The organism is Pelomonas sp. BJYL3 (genome assembly GCF_027257975.1).
In the GTDB taxonomy this organism is placed as follows: domain Bacteria; phylum Pseudomonadota; class Gammaproteobacteria; order Burkholderiales; family Burkholderiaceae_C; genus Roseateles_B; species Roseateles_B flavus.
On record NZ_JANZKX010000006.1, the window covers coordinates 245,095 to 268,106 of the forward strand.

The following is a 23,012-nucleotide window of genomic DNA, read 5'->3' on the forward strand; positions in this document are numbered from 1 at the left end:
GACACAATCCTGCCAGGCCGCGCCTGGCCGATGAAAGAGACTGACATGCCTGCAGCACGCATCATCCACGGCCATGAAAAAGACCTGGGCGGAGGCTTCAAGGTGTCCCGCCTGCTGCCGGCCGTGGCCCAGCGCAGCGTCGGGCCGTTCATCTTCATGGACCACTTCGGCCCCACCACCAGCCACGGCAATCCGGCGCACGACGTCCGCCCCCACCCGCACATCGGGCTGAGCACCGTGAGCTACCTCTTCGAAGGGGCCCTGCTCCACCACGACAGCACCGGGGCGCGGCAGGAGATCCGCCCGGGCGACATCAACTGGATGACGGCCGGCAAGGGCATCGTGCACAGCGAACGGGCGCCGGAGCAGCGCCGCGGGACCGCCTACGGCATGCACGGCCTGCAACTGTGGTGCGCCCTGCCCCGGGACGAAGAGGAATGCGACCCCGCCTTCCAGCATGTGGCCGCAGCGGACCTGCCCGTGCTGGAGCGGCCGGGTGTTCGGATCCGGGTGCTCGTGGGGCAATTTGGCGGCCTTCGCTCGCCCGTTCGCGCCTCGGCCGGCACGCTGTACCTTCACCTGAGCCTGGACCCCGGCGCCAGCCTGGCCCTCAGCGACTGGAGCTCCGAACTGCCGGAGGAATGGGCGATCTATGCGCCCAAGCAGGAATTGCTGCTGGACGGAGAGCCGCTGCCCGCTCGCAACCTGGCGGTGCTGCGCTCGGCGCAGGGGAGCCCGGCGGGCGCAAACCTTCAGGCGGAGGGACCTCAGGGCACTGCCTCGCCGACAGACGGCGGCCAGGCCGGCGGCTCCCATGCGGGCGCCACTCAGGAATACCAGGAAAGCCACGATCAAGGCCGCACTCAGGGCCAGGGCCAGGGCCAGGGCCAGGGCCAGGGTCAGGGTCAGGGTCCAGCCCGGCCATCAAGCCAGGCAGCCCAAGCGGCCTTCGAGCTGAGCGCCCCGCCCTGGGAGCCAGAGCCCACCGAACTGGTGCTGCTGGGCGGCAAGCGCCTGGACGGGCACCGGCACCTCTGGTGGAACTTCGTCTCCAGCCGCAAGGAGCGTGTCGAGCAGGCGGCCAAGGACTGGGCCGAGGGCCGCTTTCCCAAGGTGCCGGGCGAGGACGACTTCATTCCCCTGCCAGCCACCCGCCCCTGAGAGGCGCGCGCTTCAGCCCAGCACGCCCAGTGCCAGGCCCAGCAGCGTCAGGCCGCCAATGCCCACGATCCAGGATTCCGGCTCCTGCATGCGGCCGCTGACCACCTTGCCCACCGTCAACCCTACCGTTTGACCCACTGCATGGCCCACTGCGTGGCCCATCTTCACACCCATGCGCTTGACCGCTGCCATCTGCTGCTCCCGCTGTATTGCTTGACCAGGCGGCAGGAGGCGCCGGGTTGGCGTGCCTGCCTTGATTCGTGATGGCGCAAGAATACTGTATACCCATACAGTATTCAAGTGGCTTTTTTGAGTGGCCGCCCAGAGCCCCGGGGCCGGCCGCGCGGCGTGACAGGCCCCTCTATCCTGCAGGCCATCCGCTGCCGCTAAGATGCCAGCCCCGCGAGCCCGGATGGGCTCGCTTCCCAATTTCAGCCTCCCGCACGCCGACATGGCCCAAGCACCCAGCGCCGCCCCTGCCAAGGCAGACCCCGCAGCCCAGGACTTCTCCGCCCACACGCCCATGATGCAGCAGTACCTGCGCATCAAGGCCGAGTTCCCGGACACCCTGGTCTTCTACCGCATGGGTGACTTCTACGAGGTCTTCTACGACGACGCCCGCAAGGCCAACGCGCTGCTGGACATCACCCTGACCGTGCGCGGCCAGAGTGGCGGCGAGCCCGTGGTGATGGCGGGCGTGCCGGTGCATGCGCTGGAGTCCTACCTGTCCAAGCTGATCAAGCTGGGCGAGGCGGTCGCCATCGCCGAGCAGGTGGGTGAGGTGGGTGCCACGAAGGGCCCGGTGGAGCGCAAGGTCGTCCGCGTGGTGACGCCCGGCACCGTCACCGATACCGAACTGCTGGCCGACAAGCAGGACAGCATCCTGCTCGCCGTGGCCAGCACCGGCGCCCGGTCCAAGCCTACGCTGGGCCTGGCCTGGCTCTCGCTTACCCAGGGCCAGCTGGGCCTGGCGGAGTGCAGCGCGGAGGAACTGCCCTCGTGGCTGGCCCGCCTCTCACCGGCCGAGGTGCTGGTGGACCGCGAGCGCCAGCCGGCCGGCGTGCTGGCCGCGCGCCTGCCCATCACCAACCGCCCCAGCTGGCAGTTCGACACCGCCCTGGGCTTGCGCAAGCTCTGTGAGCAGCTGGGCGTGGCCAGCCTGCAGGGCTTGAACGCGCAGGAGCTGACGGCCGCCCAGGCCGCCGCGGCCGCGCTGCTGAGCTATGCCGAGCACACCCAGGGCCGGGCCCTGGCTCACGTCAAGAGCCTGCAGGTGCAGCGCGCCTCCGATCTGCTGGACCTGCCGCCGGCCACCCAGCGCAACCTGGAGCTGACCCAGACCCTGCGCGGAGAAGCCAGCCCCACCCTGCTCTCGCTGCTGGACAGCTGCCGCACCGGCATGGGCAGCCGCGCGCTGCGCCAATGGCTGCTGCATCCGAGGCGCGAGCGTGCGGAGGCGCTGGCGCGGCACGAGGCCATCGCCACCTTCCTGTCCCAAGGCTTCGAGGGCCTGCGCGAGGCCCTGCGCCAGGTGTCCGACGTGGAGCGCATTGCCGCCCGCGTGGCCCTGCGCCAGGTGCGCCCGCGCGAGCTGGCGGGCCTGCGCGCCACGCTGCTGAACCTGCCGGCGCTGCGCTCGCAGGTGCCCGCGGCCGGCAGCGCGCTGCTGCAGTCCCTGGGCGAAGGCCTGCTGGCTTCGCCCCACCTCGCGGAACTGCTGAGCCGCGCCATCGCCGAGGAACCGGCGGTGCTGGTCCGCGACGGCGGCGTCATCGCCCCCGGCTTCGACGAGGAGCTGGACGAACTCCGCGGCATCAGCCAGAACTGCGATGCCTACCTGCTGGACCTCGAGGCCCGTGAGCGAGCCCGCACCGGCATTGCCAATCTGCGCGTGCAGTACAACAAGGTGCATGGCTTCTACATCGAGGTCACCACGGGCCAGCTGGACAAGGTCCCCATGGACTTCCAGCGCCGCCAGACGCTGAAGAACGCCGAGCGCTTCATCACGCCCGAACTCAAGAGCTTCGAGGACAAGGCGCTGTCGGCCCAGGAGCGTGCGCTGTCCCGCGAGAAGGCGCTGTACGAGCTGGTGATCGACGAGCTCACCAGCGAGCTGCCCGCCCTCACCCGCCTGGGCCGCGCCCTGGCCAGCCTGGACGCCCTCGCGGCCCTGGCCGAGCGTGCCGCCACCCTCAACTGGGCCCGGCCGGACTTCGTGCCTCAGCCCTGCATCGACATTCAAGGCGGCCGCCATCCGGTCGTCGAAATGCGCCTGCGCGAGACCGGGGCCGGTGAGTTCATGGCCAATGACTGCCGGCTCGACGCCCGCACCCGCATGCAGGTCATCACCGGGCCGAACATGGGCGGCAAGAGCACCTTCATGCGCCAGGTGGCCCTGATCTGCCTGCTGGCGGCCATGGGCAGCTATGTGCCGGCCCGCAGCTGCCGCCTGGGGCCCATGGACGCCATCCACACCCGCATCGGCGCGGCGGACGACCTGGCCAACGCCCAGTCCACCTTCATGCTGGAGATGACCGAGGCCGCCGCCATCCTGCACGGCGCGACGGACCAGTCCCTGGTGCTGATGGACGAGATCGGGCGCGGGACGTCCACCTTCGACGGCCTGGCCCTGGCCGGTGCCATCGCCAGCCACCTGCACGACAAGTGCCGGGCCTTCACGCTCTTCGCCACCCACTACTTCGAGCTGACCGAGTTCCCGGCAAAGCATGCGCAGGCGGTGAACATGCATGTCTCGGCGGCGGAGAGTGGCGAGGACATCGTCTTCCTGCATGAGATCCAGCCCGGCCCCGCCAGCCGCAGCTACGGCGTGCAGGTGGCCCGCCTGGCCGGCATGCCCGGCAGTCTGGTGCGACAGGCGCGCGCCACGCTGGAGGCCCTGGAAGCCAAGGCGGGCAAGGCCGAATCGCAGATCGACCTGTTCGCGGCGCCGCCCGAGCCGGTGGCCGCTGTCGCCGAGGCGACCCATCCCGCGCTGGACGCCCTGCATGATCTCGACCCCGACGCCCTGAGCCCGCGCGAGGCCCTGGAGCAGCTCTACAAGCTGAAGCAGCTGGCCCGCGCCTGAAGCCGCCAACCGACACCTCATGCCCCAGACCCCTCCGGCCGAGCGCCACCTCGTCTTCTCCCACGCCAACGGCTTTCCCGCGGGCTGCTACCGCGTGCTGTTCGAGACCTGGGAGCGGGCCGGCTGGACGGTGCATGCCATCCCGCGCCTGGGCCACGACCCGCAGTACCCGGTCACCAGCAACTGGCCGCACCTGCGGGACCAGCTGATCCATTTCATCGAGCGCCAGGTGCGCCCGCGCATGAAGACGCCTGGGCCGGTGATGCTGGCTGGCCATTCGCTGGGTGGCGGCGTGAGCCTGCTCGCGGCCTGCCGGCGGCCGGACCTGGTGCGCGGCCTGCTGATGCTGGACTCGCCCGTGGTCTCGGGCTGGAAGGCGCACAGCATCCATGTGGCCAAGCTGACGGGGCTGATCGAGCGGGTGTCGCCCGGCAAGATCTCCAGCCAGCGCCGCCATCGCTGGCCCTCGCGCGAGGTGGTGTTCGAGCACTTTGCCAGCAAGCACAAGTTCGCCCGCTGGGACGAGCGCGTGCTGCGCGACTACATCGCCAGCGGCTTCGATGAGATCGAGGGCGAGGTCCACCTGGGCTTCCGCCGCGAGATCGAGACCCGCATCTACAACACGCTGCCGCACACCTTCGACCGCATCATGCGCCGCCACCCGCCGCGCTGCCCGGTGGCCTTCGTCGCGGGCACGCAGTCCGAGGAGCTACGCCAGGCCGGGGCAGAGGCCAGCAAGCGCCTGGCCGGCCACAACTTCCATTGGATGGAAGGCGGCCACCTCTATCCTTTCGAGCGGCCCGACGACACGGCCGCCCTCGTGCTGCAATTGCTGGATCGGCTGGAAGCGGAGGCTGCGGCCCCCGGCGCGACCTCGCTATAATCGCGCTTTACCACCACAGCGTTCTTGCATCGGACGCTGCAAGACATGACCAAGTACGTCTTCGTCACCGGCGGTGTGGTGTCCTCCCTCGGCAAGGGCATCGCATCGGCCTCTCTGGCTGCCATCCTCGAATCGCGCGGCCTCTCCGTCACCCTCATCAAGCTGGATCCCTACATCAACGTGGATCCGGGCACGATGTCCCCCTTCCAGCACGGCGAAGTCTTCGTCACCGATGACGGTGCCGAGACTGACCTCGACCTGGGCCACTACGAGCGCTTCATCACCACGCGGATGAAGAAGGCCAACAACTTCACCACCGGGCAGATCTACATGTCGGTGCTGGAGAAGGAACGCCGTGGCGACTACCTCGGCAAGACGGTGCAGGTGATTCCGCACATCACCAATGAAATGCAGGAGTTCATCCGTCGCGGCGCCGGTCACGGCACGCCTGAGGCGGTCGACGTGGCCATTGTCGAGATCGGCGGCACGGTGGGCGACATCGAGTCCCTGCCCTTCCTGGAAGCCGCCCGCCAGATGAGCCTGAAGATGGGTCCGACGAACGTTGCCTTCGTCCACCTGACCTATGTGCCCTGGATCGCCGCTGCCGGCGAGCTCAAGACCAAGCCCACGCAGCACACGGTGCAGAAGCTGCGCGAGATCGGCATCCAGCCCGACGCCCTGCTGTGCCGCGCCGACCGCCGCATCCCGGATGACGAGCGCGAGAAGATCTCGCTGTTCACCAACGTGCCCGAGTACGGCGTGATCTCCATGTGGGACGTGAACACCATCTACAAGGTGCCGCGCGTGCTGCATGAGCAGGGCCTGGACCAGCTGATCTGCACCAAGCTGCAGCTCAACACCAAGTCGGCCGACCTGAAGCGCTGGGACACCCTGGTGCACGAGGTGGAGAACCCGGCCCAGCAGGTCACCATCGCCATGTGCGGCAAGTACACCGACCTGTCGGACTCCTACAAGTCCCTCAACGAGGCGCTGCGCCACGCCGGCATCCACAACCATGCCGGCGTCAGGATCGAGTACGTCGATTCCGAGCAGCTGAGCAAGGACAACATCGCCCAGCTGGCCCAGTACGACGCCATCCTGGTGCCGGGCGGCTTCGGCAAGCGCGGTGTCGAGGGCAAGATCCTGGCGGCCCAGTACGCCCGCGAGCACAAGGTGCCCTACCTCGGCATCTGCCTGGGCATGCAGGTCGCGACCATCGAGTACGCCCGCCACATGGCCGGCCTGGAAGGCGCGAACTCCACCGAGTTCGACCCCGAGACCCAGCACCCGGTCATCGCCCTGATCGACGAATGGCAGGACGCCGACGGCACCATCCAGAAGCGTGACGAAAAGAGCGACCTCGGCGGCACCATGCGCCTGGGCGCCCAGAGCTCGGACGTCAAGCCGGGCACCCTGGCCCACGAGATCTACGGCCCGGTCGTGACCGAGCGCCACCGCCACCGCTACGAAGCCAACGAGCACTACCTCGACAAGCTCCAGGCGGCCGGCCTGGTGATCTCGGCCATCACCCAGCGCGAGAAGCTCACCGAGATCGTCGAGCTGCCGCGCGAGGTGCACCCCTGGTTCGTGGGCGTGCAGTTCCACCCCGAGTTCAAGTCCACCCCCTGGGACGGCCATCCGCTGTTCACCGCCTTCATCAAGGCGGCCCTGAGCCACAAGAAGGCCTGAAGGAGCGCTGTCCATGAAGCTGTGCGGCTTTGATGTCGGGATCGACAAGCCTTTCTTCCTGATCGCCGGCACCTGCTCGATCGAGAGCCTGGAGCTCTCCATCGAGGTGGCCGGCCAGCTCAAGGAGGCCTGTTCGGCCCTGGGCATCCCCCTCATCTACAAGGGCTCCTTCGACAAGGCCAACCGCTCCTCCGGCACCAGCAAGCGCGGTGTCGGCATGGACGCCGGCCTGAAGATCCTGGACGAGGTGCGACGCCAGCTCGGGCTGCCCATCCTGACCGATGTGCACGACGAATCCCAGGTGGCCCCCGTGGCCGCCGTGGTCGACGTGCTGCAGACCCCGGCCTTCCTCTGCCGCCAGACGGACTTCATCCGTGCGGTGGCCAAGTCGGGCAAGCCGGTGAACATCAAGAAGGGCCAGTTCCTCGCGCCCTGGGACATGAAGAACGTCATCGACAAGGCCCGCGAAGCTGCCCGCGAAGCCGGCCTGCCCGAAGACAGCTTCCTGGCCTGCGAGCGCGGCGTGAGCTTCGGCTACAACAACCTGGTGGCCGACATGTGCAGCCTGGCCGAGATGCGCAAGTCCGGCGCCCCCGTGGTGTTTGACGTGACCCACTCGGTGCAGAAGCCCGGCGGCCAGGGCACCACCAGCGGCGGTGCCCGCGAGATGGTGCCGGTGCTGGCCCGCGCCGGCGTGGGCGTGGGCGTGGCGGGGCTCTTCATGGAGACCCACCCGCGTCCGGCCGAGGCCTTCTCCGACGGCCCCAATGCCGTCCCCCTGAACCGCATGCGGGCGCTGCTGGAGCAGCTCGTGGCCCTGGACCGCGTGGTCAAGAGCCAGCCCCTGCTGGAGAACGACTTCTCCGCCTGAACCTGAACACCACCCCGGCGCGGCCTGCACAGACCGCGCCGCTTTTTCTTCAAGGATGCCCATGCCCGCCGCCTTCGTGATTGCCGACGTGACCGTGACCGATGCCGAACAGATGGCCAAGTACCGGGAATGGAGCACCAAGGCCATGCAGGAGCATGGGGCCGAGATCCTCGTGCGCGGTGGCGCCGTCGAGGTGCTGGAAGGCGACTGGCAGCCCACCCGCCTGGTGCTGCTGAAGTTCGCCGACCACGCCACCGCCCGCGCCTTCTACGATTCCGAGACCTACCGGCATGCCCGGACCCTGCGCGAGAACGCAGGCGTCATGCGCATGCTGATCGTGGACGGGGTCTGAGCCCCTGCCGGCCCGATGACCACGATTGTTCAGCGCGCGTAACCTTTTGCTGGCACCATGCGCGCCGAACGTAACTAAGTTACCAACTTCCTACCGGAGACCTTCTCAATGAGCGCCATTGTTGACATCGTCGGACGCGAAATCCTCGACAGCCGCGGCAACCCCACCGTGGAGTGCGACGTCCTGCTGGAATCGGGTGTGATGGGCCGCGCGGCTGTGCCGAGCGGTGCCTCCACCGGCTCGCGCGAAGCCATCGAACTGCGTGACGGCGACAAGAGCCGCTACCTGGGCAAGGGCGTGCTGAAGGCCGTCGAGCACATCAACACCGAGATCAGCGAAGCCGTGCTGGGCCTGGACGCCTCCGAGCAGGCCTTCCTGGACAAGACCCTGATCGACCTCGACGGCACCGAGAACAAGAGCCGCCTGGGCGCCAACGCCATGCTGGCCGTCTCGATGGCCGTGGCCCGCGCCGCCGCTGAAGAGAGCGGCCTGCCCCTGTACCGCTACTTCGGCGGCATGGGCGGCGTGCAACTGCCCGTGCCCATGATGAACGTGATCAACGGCGGCGCCCACGCGAACAACTCGCTGGACCTGCAAGAGCTGATGATCATCCCCGTGGGCGCCCCGAGCTTCCGCGAGGCCCTGCGCTGGGGCGCCGAGGTCTTCCATGCACTGAAGAAGATCATCGACGCCAAGGGCATGTCCACCGCCGTGGGTGACGAGGGCGGCTTCGCCCCCAGCGTCGAGAACCACGAGGCCGCCATCCAGCTGATCCTGGAAGCCATCGACAAGGCCGGCTACACCGCCGGCGAGCAGATCGCCCTGGGCCTGGACTGCGCCGCCAGCGAGTTCTACAAGGACGGCAAGTACGTGCTGGAAGGCGAAGGCGGCATCTCGCTGAGCGCCGAGCAGTGGACCGACATGCTGGCCACCTGGGTCGACAAGTACCCCATCATCTCCATCGAAGACGGCATGGCCGAAGGCGACTGGGACGGCTGGAAGCACATCACCGAGCGCCTGGGCGCCAAGGTGCAGCTGGTGGGTGACGACCTCTTCGTGACCAACACCAAGATCCTGAAGGAAGGCATCGACAAGGGCATCGCCAACTCGATCCTCATCAAGATCAACCAGATCGGCACCCTGACCGAGACCTTCGCCGCCATCGAGATGGCCAAGCGCGCCGGCTACACCGCCGTGATCTCGCACCGCTCGGGCGAGACCGAGGACTCCACCATCTCCGACATCGCCGTGGGCCTCAACGCCGGTCAGATCAAGACGGGTTCGCTGTCGCGCTCGGACCGCATGGCCAAGTACAACCAGCTGCTGCGCATCGAGGAAGACCTGGGCGACATCGCCGTCTACCCGGGTCGCGCCGCCTTCTACAACCTGCGCTGATCCAGCATCCGGGCGTCGTGCCCGATGCCACCCGATGCCAGGAATGGCCCCGCACCCCCTGGTGCCGGGGCCTTTTTCATGGACATCCCGCAAGGCTGGCGCCAGCGGACTGCCTTACACTCGCCCCTCGTGAAAGTCCTTGCGCTCATCCTCGCCGCCTTCCTCATCGCCATCCAGGGCCAGCTCTGGTTCGGCAAAGGTGGCCTGGCCCGTGGCGTGCAGCTGCGCGCCGAGCTGCGCCAGCAGCAGCAGGCCAATGAGCAGGCCCAGGCGCGCAATGCGCTGATCCAGGCCGAGCTGCGCGACCTGCGCGAAGGCCTGGAGATGGTCGAGGAAAAGGCCCGGCTCGAGCTGAGCATGGTCCGCCCCGACGAGATCTACGTCCAGGTCCACCGCTGATCCCTCACTGCCCATGGATGCCCTGCTCGCCTGGCTGAGCCCCCTGCTGCTGCCTGCCTTCGAGGCCTTCGGCAGCCCCATCACCTGGCTGGAGCTGGTGGCCTTCGTGCTGGCCGTGTGGATGGTGATCTGCAATATGCGGGTGCAGGTGCTGGGCTGGCCCCTCGCCCTCGTCAGCTCCCTGCTGTACTTCCTGCTGTTCTGGTCCGGCAAGCTCTACGGCGAGGCCTCGCTGCAGCTGGTCTTCGCCGTACTGGCGCTGTGGGGCTGGCTGCAATGGCTGCGCGGACGGACGAAAGACGGCGAAGCCCTCTTCGTGCGCCGACTGGAGCAGCGCCACCTGCTGCAGGCCCTGGGGCTGACCCTGCTGGCCTGGCCCCTGCTGGGGCTCTACCTGGCCCGGTACACCGATTCCCCCCTGCCCTACTGGGACGCCTTCCCCACCGTGGCCAGCCTGCTGGGCCAGTACCTGCTGGGCCGCAAGTACCAGGAGAACTGGGGCGTGTGGGTGGTGGTCAATGTGGTGTCGGTGGCGCTGTTCGCCTTCAAGGGCTACTGGCTGACGGTGCTGCTCTATGCGGGCTTCATCCCGATGTCCGTCGCGGGCTGGCGGGCCTGGTCCCGCGAGCTGCGCACCCAACCCGCGGGCTGAGCCGCTGCGATGTCTGCCTTGAGGATCGCGCTGCTGGGCGCCGAGAGCACAGGCAAGAGCACGCTCGCCCGCGCCCTGCATGAGACGCTGCCGTCGCTCACCGGCCTGCGCGTGGCCCGCGTGGACGAGTACCTGCGCGAATGGTGCGAGCGCGAAGGCCGTACGCCGCGCGCCGACGAGCAGCGGGCCATCATCGAGGAGCAGGAGCGCCGCGCCGACGCGCTGGCCGCCAGCCACGAACTGCTGATCGCCGACACCACCGCGCTGATGCCGGCCATCTACAGCGAATACCTCTTTGCCGACAGCAGCCTGGCGGCCTGGGCCCACCAGGCGCACCGGCGCTATCACCTCAGCCTGCTGATGGGCACGGACCTGCCCTGGGTGGCCGACGGCATGCGCGATGGCCCGCATGCCCAGGCGCCGGTGGACCGCCTGCTGCGGCGCTGGCTGCGCGAGGCGGGCCACGCCTTCGTCGTGGTCCAGGGTCAGGGCGACAGCCGCCTGCAGCATGCCCTGGACGCCATCACGCCCCTGCTGGCCGGCATCCAGCACGCGCAGGGACCGACGCGCGCCTCCGGCGGTCTCTTCAGCCGTCTGATAGATCGCCAGTCACGGCTCTCGGGCAGCACGCGCTGGACCTGCGAGCTCTGCGACGACCCGGGCTGCGAGCATGCCCTGAAGACCGCGCCACCGGCCCCAGGTAGCGACGGGCCAGCGTCTTGACGCCTGGGCGCTCGCCCTGCACACTGGCCGCCGCATGCGGCAAACGTTTGGCATTTCGAGAGGTGCCTGGCGCAGGCCCGCTCCCCCTGTCCTGAGCATTCACGAAGTTCCATGACTGTCCCAGCTGCCCTGCACGGTTCCCGTTCCGCCCCTCAGCGCCCGTCCTGGCGCCCCGCCCTGGCTGCCGCGCTGGCAGGCCTGGGGCTGGCAGCCTGCAGTACCGCGCCCCTGCCGCCGACTCCCACGCCCCCTCCTGCGGCCACGGCGCCCACGGACCTCGTGCCGCTGCGCATCCTGGCCATCAACGATTTCCACGGCAACCTGAAGCCGCCCGCCGGTGGCATCCGCATCAAGGATCCGCAGCGCCCGGAAGGGTTTGTCGACGTCGAAGCCGGGGGTTCAGAGTACCTCTCGACCGCCGTGGCTCAGGCCCGCGCCGGCCACGCCCACAACGTCTTCGTGGCGGCGGGGGACCTGGTCGGTGGCTCGCCGCTGCTGTCGGCGCTGTTCAACGACGAGCCGGCGATCGAGTCCCTGTCCGCCATGGGCCTGGCCCTGAGCAGCGTGGGCAACCACGAGTTCGATGCCGGGCTCGAGGAGCTCCAGCGCCGCCAGCATGGCGGCTGCCACCCCGAGAAGGGCTGCCAGGGGCCCGCGCCGTTCAAGGGCGCGGCCTTCCAGTACCTGGCGGCCAGCACCATCGCGACGGCCACCGGCCAGCCCATCTTCCCGGCCTATGCCATCCGTCATTTCGACGGCATCCCCGTGGCCTTCATCGGGCTGGCGCTCAAGGGCACGCCGGGCATCGTGGTGCCCAGCAGCGTCAAGGGACTGCGCTTCGACGACGAGGCCCAGACCGTCAACCGCCTGGTGCCCCAGCTGCGCGCCCAGGGCGTGGAGGCCATCGTGGTGCTGATCCACGAAGGCGGCTTCCCCGCGGGTGACTACAACGAATGCCCGGGCATCTCCGGCCCCATCGTGGACATCGTCAAGCAGCTGGACCCGGCCGTGGACCTGGTGGTCAGCGGTCATACGCACCGGGCCTACAACTGCCGCATCGGTGGCCGCCTGGTGACCAGCGGTGACAAGTACGGCACCATCGTCACCGCCATCGACGTGCATCTGGACCGCAGGACCCGCGATATCGTCAGCACCACGGCCGAGAACCGCATCGTGCGACATGACCAGTACGGCCGCGATGCCTCGCAGACGGCGCTGATCGCGGCCTATGAGTCCAAGGCCACCGCCATCATCGACCGCCCCGTGGGGCGCATCGGCGCCAGCTTCACCCGCGAGGAAGACGCCGCCGGGGCCACCACCATGGGCCAGCTGGTGGCAGACGCCCACTGGGCCGCCACCCGCGCGCTCGAGGATGGGGGCGCCGACTTCGCCATCACCAATATCGGCGGCGTGCGCTCCAGCCTGCTGTTCAGCGGCGATGGCTCGGTGAGCTTCGGGCAGGTCTACACCACGCAGCCCTTCAACAACAATCTTGTCGTGATGCAGCTGAGCGGCGCACAGCTGAAGGCGGCGCTGGAGCAGCAGTGGATTGGCCAGCCCAAGTTCCGCCCGCTGCAACTCTCGGAAGGCCTGAGCTACGCCTACGACGCCACCCGGCCCATCGGCGAACGTGTGCTGCCGGGCAGCCTGCAGCTGCGCGGCCGGCCCTTGAACATGGAGGCCAGCTACAAGGTCGGGATGAACATGTTCCTGGCCGCCGGCGGTGATGGCTTCCCGGCCTTTGCGGAAGGCAAGATCCTGCAGCGCGGCGTCGTGGACCACGAGGCGCTGGTGAACTATCTGCAGGCCCATCCGGGCATCAAGCCCGCCCCGCGGGATCGCGTACAGGCGCGCTGAACTGGCGTGCGCAAATGGCAAAGGCCCGTCATCGACGGGCCTTTTCACATGTGCGTCAGGGCGCTTACTGCAGCGTCTGGCTCCCGCCGGCGCTGGGCGCCGCGAACAGGCCGCCCACGTCCACGGCATCGAAGCGGTACTGGGCGCCGCAGAACTCGCAGTCGACCTCCACCTCACCACGCTCCGCGACCACCCCTTCGACCTCCTCGCGGCCCAGGCCGGCCAGCATCTGGCCCACGCGCTCGCGCGAGCAGGTGCAGGCGAAGCGCGGGCGCAGGGGCTCGAAGCGGCGCATGTCCTCTTCCCAGAACAGGCGGCGCAGGATGGTCTCGGCATCCAGGCTCAGCAGCTCCTCGCTGGTCAGTGTGGCGGCCAGCATGGCGATGCGGTTGAAGTCCTCGTGCTCGCCGATGCTCTCGCCACGCCCGGGCTGGCCCTCCAGATTGGCCTCGCCCTCCACGGGCATGCGCTGGATCAGCAGGCCGGCGGCCATCTCGTCATTTGCGGCAAGGATGAGGCGGGTGTCCAGCTGCTCGGACTGCAGCATGTAGTGCTCCAGGGCCTCGGAGATCTTGTGCAGCGGCTCGCGCTGGTCGCCATGCAGGGGCACCACACCCTGGTAGGGCTGCATGCCGGGCATCTTGTCCTTGGGGTCCAGGGTGATGGCACAGCGGCCCTGGCCCAGCACATTGACCATCATCTCCAGCGGCGCGTCATCCGCCACCTCGCCGATCACCTTGGCCGTGGAGCGGTAGCTCAGGTCATGCTGCACCTCGACCACGGCCAGCTTGACCGGGCCGTCGCCCATCACCTGCAGCACCAGGGCGCCGTTGAACTTGATGTTGGACTGCATCAGCACGCCTGCCGCCGACATCTGGCCCAGCAGGCTGCGCACCGCCGGCGGAAAGGCCTTGTCGCCGGGGCGGCGGGCCAGCAGCTCCTTCCAGCTGTGGGTCAGTCGCACCAGCATGCCGCGCACGGGCAGGCCTTCGAACAGGAATTTGTGCAGTTCACTCATGGTCTTGCGCCCCTCCAGCCCCTTCATGGAGGGCCGGGGGCGTCCTTGCAGGTTTCAGAAAAACAAAGTCCCGACGCCTGGGCGACGGGACGGCCGCGGCGCTTGCACCCCGCGGCATCGATGCATATGGGGCCTATCACGCTCAAAGCAAGCGCCCCGTCAGAACGCTCAGCGCAGGCGCTTGAGCTCCTTGGCGTACCGCTGGCCGTTGCCCACGTAATGCCGCGCACTGGCGGCCAGCCCGGCGATCTGCTCGGGGCGGAGCTCCTTCACCACCGTGGCAGGGCGGCCCATGATCAGGCTGCCGTCCGGGAATTCCTTGCCTTCGGTCACCAGGGAGCCGGCACCCACGAGGCAGTTCTTTCCGATGCGCGCGCCGTTGAGCACCACCGCGCCGATGCCGATCAGCGAGTTGTCCCCCACCGTGCAGCCATGCAGCATGACCTGGTGGCCCACGGTGACGTTCTCGCCCAGCACAAGAGGAAAGCCGGTGTCGGCATGCAGGACCGAGCCGTCCTGGATGTTGCTGCCACGGCCGATGGTGAGGGTGTCGCTGTCTCCGCGCAGCACGGCCTGGAACCAGATGCTCACGTCCTCGGCCAGGCTCACGCGCCCGATGACCTCGGCGCTGTCGGCCACCCAGGCCGTGTCGGCCACCTCGGGCACATGCTCGCCCAGCTGATAGATCGCCATCGAGGCACTCCTTGTCCAGCCACCCTCGGCGGGCGCCGTCCGTTCTCTTGTGGGGCGTCAGACCGAAGGGCCTGACGGCAAAGCGATAATTTTAAGGATGGAAACACGCATGAGGGCGCTCGCCGTGCTGGCCGAGCCCGATCCGGCCCGCAAGGCTGCCGCGGCCACGCAACTGCGGGCCGATTTTCTGGCCGGCGCGCCGCTGGACACCGTGGCCCGCCTGACGCCCACCCAGCCCCTGCCCGGCCGCCCGGCCCGCCCCGCGCTCAAGCAAGCGCTGCAGGTACCCAGCCGCTCGCCCTTCACGATCGAAGGCCGGGCTGCGCTGATCCATGCGATCTGCCATATCGAGTTCAATGCCATCAACCTGGGGCTGGACGCCGTCTGGCGCTTCCCCGGCATGCCGCGTGAGTTCTACGCCGACTGGCTGCTGGTGGCCGCCGAGGAAGCCCTGCACTTCAGCCTGCTGCACGAGCACCTGCAGACCCTGGGCCACCGCTATGGCGACTTCGACGCCCACGACGGCCTCTGGACCATGGCCGAGCGCACCCGCGACGACGTGCTGGCCCGCATGGCCCTGGTGCCGCGCACCCTGGAAGCCCGCGGCCTGGACGCCACGCCGCCCCTGCAGGCCAAGTTCCGCAAGGCGGGGGACGAGCGTGCCGTGGCCATCCTGGACATCATCCTGCGCGACGAAATCGGCCACGTGGAGATCGGCAACCGCTGGTACCGCCACCTTTGCCTGGAGCGCGGGCTGGACCCCGTCGCCAGCTACCCGGCCCTGGTCGAGCGCTACCAGGCACCCCGGCTGCGCCCGCCCTTCAACTTCGAGGCCCGCAGCGCCGCCGGCTTCAGCGAAGCCGAGCTGGACTACCTGCGAAGCTGAGCCCAGCGGTCCACCGTTCCCGCTCGCTATGATGCGCGGTTCCCCTGACCGCCTCCGAGGCTCCCGCCCGTGACCCGCATCCAAGCCAATCTGCTGCTGACCGTCATCGCCCTGATCTGGGGCTCGGCCTTCGTGGCGCAGAGCCAGGGCATGGCCCATATCGGGCCCATGATGTTCACCGGCGTGCGCTTCCTGGTGGGTTCGCTGGTCGTGCTGCCCCTGGCCTGGCGTGAGCAGCGCCAGCTGGCCGCCCAGGGCGCCGCCTTGCAGCAGCGGGACTGGCACAAGATCGCCGCGCTGGCCTCGCTGCTCCTGATGGGGGCGGCCATGCAGCAGATCGGCATCGTCAGCACCACGGTCACCAATGCCGGCTTCCTGACGGCGCTGTACGTGCCCCTGGTGCCGGTGCTGGGCTGGTTGCTGCTGCGTCACGTGCCGCATTGGTCCGTCTGGCCCGGTGGCCTGGCCTGCCTGGTGGGCGCCTTCCTGCTGTCGGGTGCCCATGAGCTGAAGATCGGCCTGGGTGACGCCTGGGTGATCGCCTCTTCCCTGCCCTGGGCGGTGCACGTGCTGATGGTGGGCCGGGTGGCCGACCGCATGAACGCGCCTTTCTCGGTAGCCTGCGGCCAGTTCTTCCTGGTGGGCCTGGCCGCGCTGGCCTATGCCCTGGCCTTCGAACCCTGGAGCTGGACCGGCCTGCGCGAGGCCACCGGCGCCATTCTCTACACCGGCGTCATGTCTGTGGGCGTGGCCTTCACCGCCCAGGTGGTGGCGCAGCGCTACTCACATGCGGCGGACGCCGCCATCATCCTGTCCTCCGAGACCGTGTTCTCGGCCGCCTTCGGCTACCTGCTGATGGGCGACCGCCTCAGTGCGGCCGGCTTGGCGGGCTGCGGACTGATCCTGGTCAGCATGCTGGGCGTGCAGATGCTGCCCATGCTGGCGACCCTGAGGCGAGAACGCGCCTGAAGCCTCAATGTTCGATTGACGCACTTTTCCGTTTCAGATAGTCACGTTTCTGACGGCTTGGCATCAATCTATGCAGAAAAGTTCGGGTTAACCCGAAAACTTGTCATAGGGTTTTCACGGATCTCTGCGATACTCCTTCCTGTGACGCCCTGGAGGGCATCACAAGGCCTAAGGCGCTGGACAGATCCCGGTGCCGACACGCCAGGCGGATGTCGCATGTGGACGTGCCCATCCGGCTGGTGAGAGTGACAGCTGTAGGGTCACTCACGAGGTCTTCTCACCCCACCGTCCAACAGACACGATGAGAAGCTCCATGTTTGCATTCAAGAAGTTCCTGCCCCCGGTGACCACCTCCTTCGTGGCCGCCAGCCCCGCCGCCCTGAGCGCCGGTGGCGCCCCTTCCTTCGAACCCGTCTCGGCTGGCAAGGTCGAGGAAGCGATGATCGTCGCGATGCTGGCCTTCTTCGGCCTGAGCTCCGTCATCGCACTGCTGGCAGCCTGACTGGAGCGCCCCCTACCCGCTTCGCGGACCCCCTGGAGGGGGCGACTTCGTAGGCCCGGCGCAGCCGGATCCTCGGATACCGTGCGGTGCTGCAGGCGCTTCGCGCTTTGCAGATCGTCGCTCCGGCGAATCACCTGTCTGAACGGACCCTCGTGGTCCGTTTTGCTTTTCTGACGGGGATCACAAAGCAAAGGCCGTGGTTTTCTTGATGGTCCGCAAGACGAGCATGCTGTTGGACCGCGCCACCTCGGGCAGCTGCATCAGCACATGAGTGTGGAAGCGCTCCAGGTCCTCGGCGTCTTTGTAGGCGAAGCGGATGACGTAGTCATTGGTGCCCGCCACATAGAAGCAGTCCAGGATGTCGGGGCTGTCCAGCACGGCCTGCTCGAAGGCGGCCAGGGCGGCGGTGGTCATGCGCTCCAGGTTGATGATGGTGTAGCTGGTGCCCTGCTTGCCCACCGCCTTGGGGTTGACCAGGGCGACGTACTGCGAGATCACCCCGCTGTCCTCCAGCCGCTTGACCCGGCGCAGGCAGGCCGAGGGGGACAGGTGGACCCGCGCGGCCAGGTCCTGGTTGGAGAGGCGGCCATCCGCCTGCAGCTCATTCAGGATGGCGCGGTCAATCGAATCCAATTGCACTTCAGAGCTCATCATTCGAATCCAATGCGAATTGCAGGCCATGCTACCGCATGAAATTGCAAATCCAAGGGTTTGCACGGTGCGCATCTGCAAGCCTATTGCGTGACGGAATGCCTAGACTGGGTGAATTGCCTGCTGCGTCTGAATGCACCGAAACGCAGCCGATTCGATCACCCGGAGCCTTTTCATGACCCTCAATCCCGCCGCGCTGGATGCCTACTGGATGCCCTTCACCGCCAACCGGCAGTTCAAGAAGGCGCCCCGCCTGCTGACCGGCGCCGACGGCATGTACTTCCGCGATGACCGCGACCGCCAGGTGCTGGACGGCATCGCCGGCCTCTGGTGCGTCAATGCCGGCCACAACCGCCCGCACATCGTGCAGGCCATCCAGGCGCAGGCCGCCGAGCTGGACTTCGCCCCGCCCTTCCAGATGGCCCACCCCAAGGCCTTCGAGCTGGCCGAGCAGCTGGTGCAGCTGACGCCCGCCGGACTCAACAAGGTCTTCTTCACCAACTCCGGCTCCGAGTCCGTGGACACCGCGCTGAAGATGGCCATTGCCTACCACCGCGTGCGTGGCGAGGGCTCGCGCACCCGGCTGATCGGGCGGGAGCGGGGCTACCACGGCGTCAACTTCGGTGGCATCTCCGTGGGCGGCATGGTGGCCAACCGCAAGATGTTCGGCACCATGCTGGGTGGCGTGGACCACATCCGCCACACCCATGACCCCGCGCGCAATGCCTACTCGGTGGGTCAGCCGGCCCACGGCGTCGAACTGGCAGACGATCTCGAACGCCTCGTCGCCCTGCATGATGCCTCGACCATCGCCGCGGTGATCGTCGAGCCCATCGCCGGCTCCACAGGGGTGCTGATCCCGCCGCAAGGCTATCTGCAGCGCCTGCGCGACATCTGCGACAAGCACGGCATCCTGCTGATCTTCGACGAAGTCATCACCGGCTTTGGCCGCACCGGCAACCCGTTCGGCGCCCAGACCTTCGGCGTCACGCCCGACCTGATGACCGTGGCCAAGGGCCTCACCAACGGCTGCGTGCCCATGGGCGCCGTCTTCGCCCAGCAGAAGATCTACGACACCTTCATGAGCGGGCCTGAGCACCTGATCGAGTTCTTCCACGGCTACACCTACTCGGCCCACCCGCTGGCCTGCGCTGCCGCCCTGGGCACACTCAAGACCTATGCCGAGGAAGGCCTGCTGACCCGTGCCAGCGCCCTGCAGGGCCAGTTCGCCGAGGCCCTGCACTCGCTGAAGGGCGAGCCGCATGTGATCGACATCCGCAACATGGGCCTGGTCGGCGGCATCGAGCTGTCGCCCCTGCCGGGCGAGCCGGCCAAGCGGGCCTTCAACGTCTTCCTGGACTGCTGGGAACAGGGCGTGCTGATCCGCACCACGGGGGACACCATCGCGCTGTCACCGCCCCTGATCATCGAGCCCGCGCAGATCGACCGCCTGGTCGACACCATCCGCACCGCCCTGCGTCGGGTGGCCTGAGGCTGCGGCCTCGTCTCATCGCTGCTGCATGCGCCTGCTCCGGATCGACCAGGACCTCGCCCGGGATTCCTACTACGCCGCCACCGCGCCGCGCCAGGAGGGCTACGCGCCGCTGCACGAGGCCGTGGAGGCGGATGTGGCCGTCGTGGGCGGTGGCCTGGCGGGCTTGTCCGCCGCGCTGGAGCTCGCTGAGCGTGGCATGGACGTGCGCCTGCTGGAGGCGGGGCTGGTCGGCGGCGGGGCCTCGGGCCGCAACGGCGGGCAGGCCATCCATGGCCTGGCCTGTGACAACACGACGATCGAAAGCCAGCTGGGCCTGGCCGACGCCCGCCGCCTCTGGGACATGAGCCTGGAGGCCCTGGACCTGATCCAGCAGCGCTGCCAGCGCCATGGCATCGAGGCCGAATGGCAGCCGGGCTTCCTGGGCCTCAGCACCAAACCCTCCAAGACGGTGGAGCTGCGCGCCTGGGCCGACCGGGTCGAGCGGGATTACGGCTACCCACTGACCTGGATTCCACCGGGGCAGCTGCAGGACTGGATCGCCAGCCCGCGCTTCGATGCCGGCATCCACGACGCCCGCTCCGGCCACCTGCATCCATTGAAGTACTGCCTGGGCCTGGCCCGTGCCGCACGGGCCGCCGGGGCGACCCTGCACGAGCACAGCGCCGTGCACCGCATGGAGGCGCAGACCGACGGCAGCCAGCGGCTTTGCACCAGCAGCGGCAGCGTGCGCGCCAGACAGGTGCTGCTGGCAGGCAACGTCTACCTGCAGGCGCTGGCCCCCGGGCTCGCGCCCGCGCTCGCGGACCGCATCATGCCGGTCGGCACCTACATCGTCTGCACCGAGCCCCTGGACCCGGCGCGCCTGCAGGCCCTGATTCCCAGCCGCAGCGCGGTCTGTGACACCAATTTCGTGCTGGACTACTTCCGCCCCACGGCCGATCACCGCCTGCTCTACGGCGGCCGCGTCAGCTACAGCATGGTCACGCCGCGGGACCTGATGCAGAGCATGCGCGAGCGCCTCGTGCGCACCTTCCCGCAGCTGGCCGACGTTGGCATGAGCCATGCATGGGGTGGCTTCGTGGACATCAGCATGAACCGCGCGCCGGACTTCGGCCGCCTGGGCGATCATCGGAACGTCTATTACCTCCAAGGCTTCTCCGGCCACGGTCTGGCGCTGACCGGGCTGGCGGGCAAGGTGGTGGCCGAGGCCATGCATGGCGATGCCAGCCGCTTCGACTGCTTTGGGAAGTTGCGCCACCGGTCCTTTCCCGGTGGCACACTGATGCGTACGCCGGCCCTGGTGCTGGGCATGGCGTACTACCGACTGAGGGACCTGCTGTGATGCACCGCGACGCGCCTTCCGCTGCCGGCCCGGCCGGCAAGCCCATCGTGCTGGTCCCCGCCTGCAATCGCCAGGTGGGAGAGCACCCCTTCCACATCGCTGGCAAGAAGTACGTGGACGCCGTGCGCCTGGCGGGCTGCCTGCCCCTGGTCGTGCCCTCGGCCAGCCTGCAGGAGATCGACGAGCTGCTGGCCATCGCGCATGGCGTGCTGCTGACGGGCTCGCCCTCGAATGTGCACCCCAGCCATTTCGACGAGGACGTCCACAACCCCGCCCTGCCCCTGGACCCGGACCGCGACGCCTGGACCCTGCCCCTGATCCCCAGGGCCCTGCGGCTGGGCATGCCGCTGTTCGCCATCTGCCGCGGCTTCCAGGAGGCCAATGTGGCGCTCGGCGGTTCGCTGCACCAGGCCGTGCAGGAGCAGTCGGGCCTGAACGATCACCGCGCGCCGGAGGGCCAGCCGCCCGAGATTGCCTATGCCGAGCAGCATGAGGTGCATGTCATGCCCGGTGGTGTGCTCGAAGGCCTGCTGGGTCATGAGCACTTCCGCGTGAACTCCCTGCATGGCCAGGGCGTGAAGACACTGGCACCGGGCCTGCGCGTCGAGGCCGTGGCGCCGGACGGCCTGGTCGAGGCCTTCAGCGTCGAGGCCAGCCGGGGCTTCTCGCTGTGCCTGCAATGGCACCCCGAATGGCAGGCGGCCAGCAATCCGGTCTCGATGAAGATGCTCAAGGCCTTCGGCGAAGCCTGTGCGGCCTTCCGCGACTACCGCAACGAGATCCGCCAGCCCCGCCACGATTTCAAGAGCGACCCCGAGACCTAGCGCCGCTGACCCCCGACCGAGTTCTAGCAATCCGAAGCCCCGGTGGGTATGACCCGGGGCCAAGACCAGAAGATGAGGCAACGATGGTGGTCAGAAAAGAAATCACGTTCAGCGAGCTCGAACAATGGTTCCGTGAGCATCGCGTCACCGAGGTGGAATGCCTCGTGCCCGACCTGACCGGCGTGGCACGCGGCAAGATCCTCCCGCGCGAGAAGTTCACCGAGGACCGCGGCATGCGCCTGCCCGAAGCGGTGGTGGCGATGGGCGTCACCGGCGAGTTTCCTGAAGAGGGGCCCTACTACGACGTCATCAGCCCCAATGACATGGACATGCACCTGCGGGCCGACCCCAGCACGGTGCGCCTGGTCCCCTGGGCCGTGGACCCGACCGCCCAGATCATCCACGACTGCTTCGACCGCGACGGCAAGCTCGTGCCCTTCGCCCCGCGCTCGGTGCTGCGCCGGGTCTGCGACCTCTTCGCGGCCGAGGGCTGGGACCCGGTGGTGGCGCCCGAGCTGGAGTTCTACCTCGTCGCCCGCAACACCGACCCCGACGTGCCCCTCAAGCCGCCCGTGGGCCGCAGCGGCCGCGCCGAGACCTCGCGCCAGGCCTACTCCATCGACGCAGTGAACGAGTTCGATCCGCTTTTCGAGGACGTCTACGACTACTGCGAGAAGATGGAGCTCAACGTGGACACCCTGATCCACGAGATCGGCGCCGGGCAGATGGAAATCAACTTCTTCCACGCCCACCCGCTGGGGCTGGCGGACGAGGTCTTCTTCTTCAAGCGCACGGTGCGCGAGGCCGCTCTGCGCCACGACATGTTCGCCACCTTCATGGCCAAGCCCATCGCCGGCGAACCGGGCAGCGCCATGCATGTGCACCAGAGCGTGATCAACAAGGCCACGGGCCGCAACCTCTTCAGCAACGAGGACGGCAGCCCCAGCCAGGAGTTCTACTGGTACATCGGCGGCCTGCAGCGCTACATTCCCGCGGCCATGGCCCTGTTCGCGCCCTATGTGAACAGCTACCGGCGCCTGGCCCGCTTCACGGCCGCCCCCATCAACATCCAGTGGGGCATCGACAACCGGACGGTGGGCATCCGCTCGCCGGTGGCGCCACCCGCCGCGCGGCGCGTCGAGAACCGCGTGATCGGTGCCGATGCGAACCCCTACGTCGCGCTGGCCGCCACCCTGGCCTGCGGCTACCTGGGCGTCAAGAATCGCATCGAGCCCACGCCCGAGTGCAAGGGCGACGCCTACCTGGGCGACTACCAGCTCCCGCGCAGCCTGGGCGAGGCCCTGGCCCTGCTGCGCGCCGAGACGGACCTCGCCTCGGTCCTGGGCGAGTCCTTCGTGACGGTCTACTCGGAGATCAAGGAGATCGAGTACGCCGAGTTCATGAAGGTCATCTCGCCCTGGGAACGAGAGCACCTGCTGCTGCACGTCTGAGTCTGTCCCGCCTGACCCGGCTCCGGCCGGGCAGGCAAGACCTGACCCTCAGCCGCTGCCTACACCGACAAGATTCCAGTGACCCCATTCCACGCCACGGCGTGAGGAAGGACA

The 23,012-nt window shown here is 68.3% G+C and carries 22 protein-coding genes; 18 read left to right on the top strand and 4 right to left on the bottom strand.

Features of this window, described 5'->3' with window-relative positions:
* The first annotated feature begins 45 nt into the window (after window positions 1–45).
* Entirely contained in the window at window positions 46–1,161 is a 1,116-nt protein-coding gene (locus O9Y01_RS18575) for a pirin family protein (protein WP_269633091.1), read from the top strand.
* Between the two features lie 12 nt (window positions 1,162–1,173).
* Here the strand turns inward: O9Y01_RS18575 and O9Y01_RS18580 are convergent, their stop codons facing one another.
* The gene (locus O9Y01_RS18580) at window positions 1,174–1,353 is read right to left on the bottom strand and encodes a hypothetical protein (RefSeq protein WP_269633092.1); all 180 of its coding nucleotides are present in this window, start codon (window positions 1,351–1,353) and stop codon (window positions 1,174–1,176) included.
* A gap of 259 nt (window positions 1,354–1,612) precedes the next feature.
* On the opposite strand from O9Y01_RS18580, the gene mutS reads away from it, so the two are divergent.
* From mutS to O9Y01_RS18630, 10 genes are all read left to right on the top strand, one after another.
* The gene (gene mutS / locus O9Y01_RS18585; protein ID WP_442952771.1) at window positions 1,613–4,246 is read left to right on the top strand and encodes a DNA mismatch repair protein MutS; all 2,634 of its coding nucleotides are present in this window, start codon (window positions 1,613–1,615) and stop codon (window positions 4,244–4,246) included.
* A 19-nt stretch (window positions 4,247–4,265) separates the two neighbouring features.
* On the top strand, window positions 4,266–5,129 hold the full coding sequence (locus O9Y01_RS18590; protein ID WP_269633093.1) for an alpha/beta fold hydrolase: 864 nt from the start codon (window positions 4,266–4,268) through the stop codon (window positions 5,127–5,129).
* Between the two features lie 45 nt (window positions 5,130–5,174).
* Window positions 5,175–6,818: a CTP synthase gene (locus tag O9Y01_RS18595; RefSeq protein ID WP_269633094.1), complete on the top strand. Its 1,644-nt coding sequence runs from the start codon at window positions 5,175–5,177 to the stop codon at window positions 6,816–6,818.
* Window positions 6,819–6,831: 13 nt separating this feature from the next.
* Window positions 6,832–7,689, top strand: a complete 858-nt coding sequence (gene kdsA / locus O9Y01_RS18600; protein WP_269633095.1) for a 3-deoxy-8-phosphooctulonate synthase — start codon at window positions 6,832–6,834, stop codon at window positions 7,687–7,689.
* A 61-nt stretch (window positions 7,690–7,750) separates the two neighbouring features.
* The gene (locus O9Y01_RS18605) at window positions 7,751–8,041 is read left to right on the top strand and encodes a DUF1330 domain-containing protein (RefSeq protein ID WP_269633096.1); all 291 of its coding nucleotides are present in this window, start codon (window positions 7,751–7,753) and stop codon (window positions 8,039–8,041) included.
* Between the two features lie 108 nt (window positions 8,042–8,149).
* Window positions 8,150–9,436 carry a phosphopyruvate hydratase gene (gene eno, locus O9Y01_RS18610; protein WP_269633097.1) on the top strand — a complete coding sequence of 429 codons (1,287 nt, stop codon included), beginning with the start codon at window positions 8,150–8,152 and terminating at the stop codon, window positions 9,434–9,436.
* A gap of 129 nt (window positions 9,437–9,565) precedes the next feature.
* Window positions 9,566–9,835 carry a septum formation initiator family protein gene (locus tag O9Y01_RS18615; RefSeq protein ID WP_269633098.1) on the top strand — a complete coding sequence of 90 codons (270 nt, stop codon included), beginning with the start codon at window positions 9,566–9,568 and terminating at the stop codon, window positions 9,833–9,835.
* A 13-nt stretch (window positions 9,836–9,848) separates the two neighbouring features.
* Window positions 9,849–10,487, top strand: coding sequence for a nicotinamide riboside transporter PnuC (pnuC, locus tag O9Y01_RS18620; protein WP_269633099.1), 639 nt, complete (start codon window positions 9,849–9,851; stop codon window positions 10,485–10,487).
* Between the two features lie 9 nt (window positions 10,488–10,496).
* A complete protein-coding gene (locus O9Y01_RS18625) occupies window positions 10,497–11,210 on the top strand; it encodes an ATP-binding protein (protein ID WP_269633100.1) in 714 nt (237 codons plus the stop codon).
* 111 nt (window positions 11,211–11,321) lie between these two features.
* On the top strand, window positions 11,322–13,067 hold the full coding sequence (locus tag O9Y01_RS18630) for a bifunctional metallophosphatase/5'-nucleotidase (protein WP_269633101.1): 1,746 nt from the start codon (window positions 11,322–11,324) through the stop codon (window positions 13,065–13,067).
* 64 nt (window positions 13,068–13,131) lie between these two features.
* Here the strand turns inward: O9Y01_RS18630 and hslO are convergent, their stop codons facing one another.
* Entirely contained in the window at window positions 13,132–14,085 is a 954-nt protein-coding gene (gene hslO, locus O9Y01_RS18635; protein WP_269633102.1) for an Hsp33 family molecular chaperone HslO, read from the bottom strand.
* Window positions 14,086–14,253: 168 nt separating this feature from the next.
* Window positions 14,254–14,778, bottom strand: a complete 525-nt coding sequence (locus O9Y01_RS18640; protein WP_269633103.1) for a gamma carbonic anhydrase family protein — start codon at window positions 14,776–14,778, stop codon at window positions 14,254–14,256.
* Window positions 14,779–14,887: 109 nt separating this feature from the next.
* Here O9Y01_RS18640 and O9Y01_RS18645 point away from each other — a divergent pair, with 109 nt between their 5' ends.
* From O9Y01_RS18645 to O9Y01_RS18655, 3 genes are all read left to right on the top strand, one after another.
* Window positions 14,888–15,664 (top strand): ferritin-like domain-containing protein, encoded by a 777-nt coding sequence (locus tag O9Y01_RS18645; protein WP_269633104.1) that lies wholly within the window; start codon window positions 14,888–14,890, stop codon window positions 15,662–15,664.
* 69 nt (window positions 15,665–15,733) lie between these two features.
* Window positions 15,734–16,633, top strand: coding sequence for a DMT family transporter (locus O9Y01_RS18650; RefSeq protein WP_269633105.1), 900 nt, complete (start codon window positions 15,734–15,736; stop codon window positions 16,631–16,633).
* A gap of 313 nt (window positions 16,634–16,946) precedes the next feature.
* On the top strand, window positions 16,947–17,135 hold the full coding sequence (locus O9Y01_RS18655) for a hypothetical protein (protein WP_269633106.1): 189 nt from the start codon (window positions 16,947–16,949) through the stop codon (window positions 17,133–17,135).
* Window positions 17,136–17,315: 180 nt separating this feature from the next.
* On the opposite strand, the gene O9Y01_RS18660 is transcribed toward O9Y01_RS18655, so the two are convergent.
* Window positions 17,316–17,774: an Lrp/AsnC family transcriptional regulator gene (locus O9Y01_RS18660; RefSeq protein ID WP_332108759.1), complete on the bottom strand. Its 459-nt coding sequence runs from the start codon at window positions 17,772–17,774 to the stop codon at window positions 17,316–17,318.
* Window positions 17,775–17,961: 187 nt separating this feature from the next.
* Here O9Y01_RS18660 and O9Y01_RS18665 point away from each other — a divergent pair, with 187 nt between their 5' ends.
* From O9Y01_RS18665 to O9Y01_RS18680, 4 genes are all read left to right on the top strand, one after another.
* Window positions 17,962–19,278: an aspartate aminotransferase family protein gene (locus O9Y01_RS18665; protein ID WP_269633108.1), complete on the top strand. Its 1,317-nt coding sequence runs from the start codon at window positions 17,962–17,964 to the stop codon at window positions 19,276–19,278.
* A gap of 28 nt (window positions 19,279–19,306) precedes the next feature.
* Entirely contained in the window at window positions 19,307–20,623 is a 1,317-nt protein-coding gene (locus O9Y01_RS18670; RefSeq protein ID WP_269633109.1) for an NAD(P)/FAD-dependent oxidoreductase, read from the top strand.
* Complete coding sequence (locus tag O9Y01_RS18675) at window positions 20,623–21,447, top strand: gamma-glutamyl-gamma-aminobutyrate hydrolase family protein (RefSeq protein ID WP_269633110.1); 825 nt, start codon at window positions 20,623–20,625, stop codon at window positions 21,445–21,447. The genes O9Y01_RS18670 and O9Y01_RS18675 overlap by 1 nt, the downstream gene beginning before the upstream one ends.
* Before the next feature lie 83 nt (window positions 21,448–21,530).
* On the top strand, window positions 21,531–22,898 hold the full coding sequence (locus O9Y01_RS18680) for a glutamine synthetase family protein (RefSeq protein ID WP_269633111.1): 1,368 nt from the start codon (window positions 21,531–21,533) through the stop codon (window positions 22,896–22,898).
* Window positions 22,899–23,012: the final 114 nt, after the last annotated feature.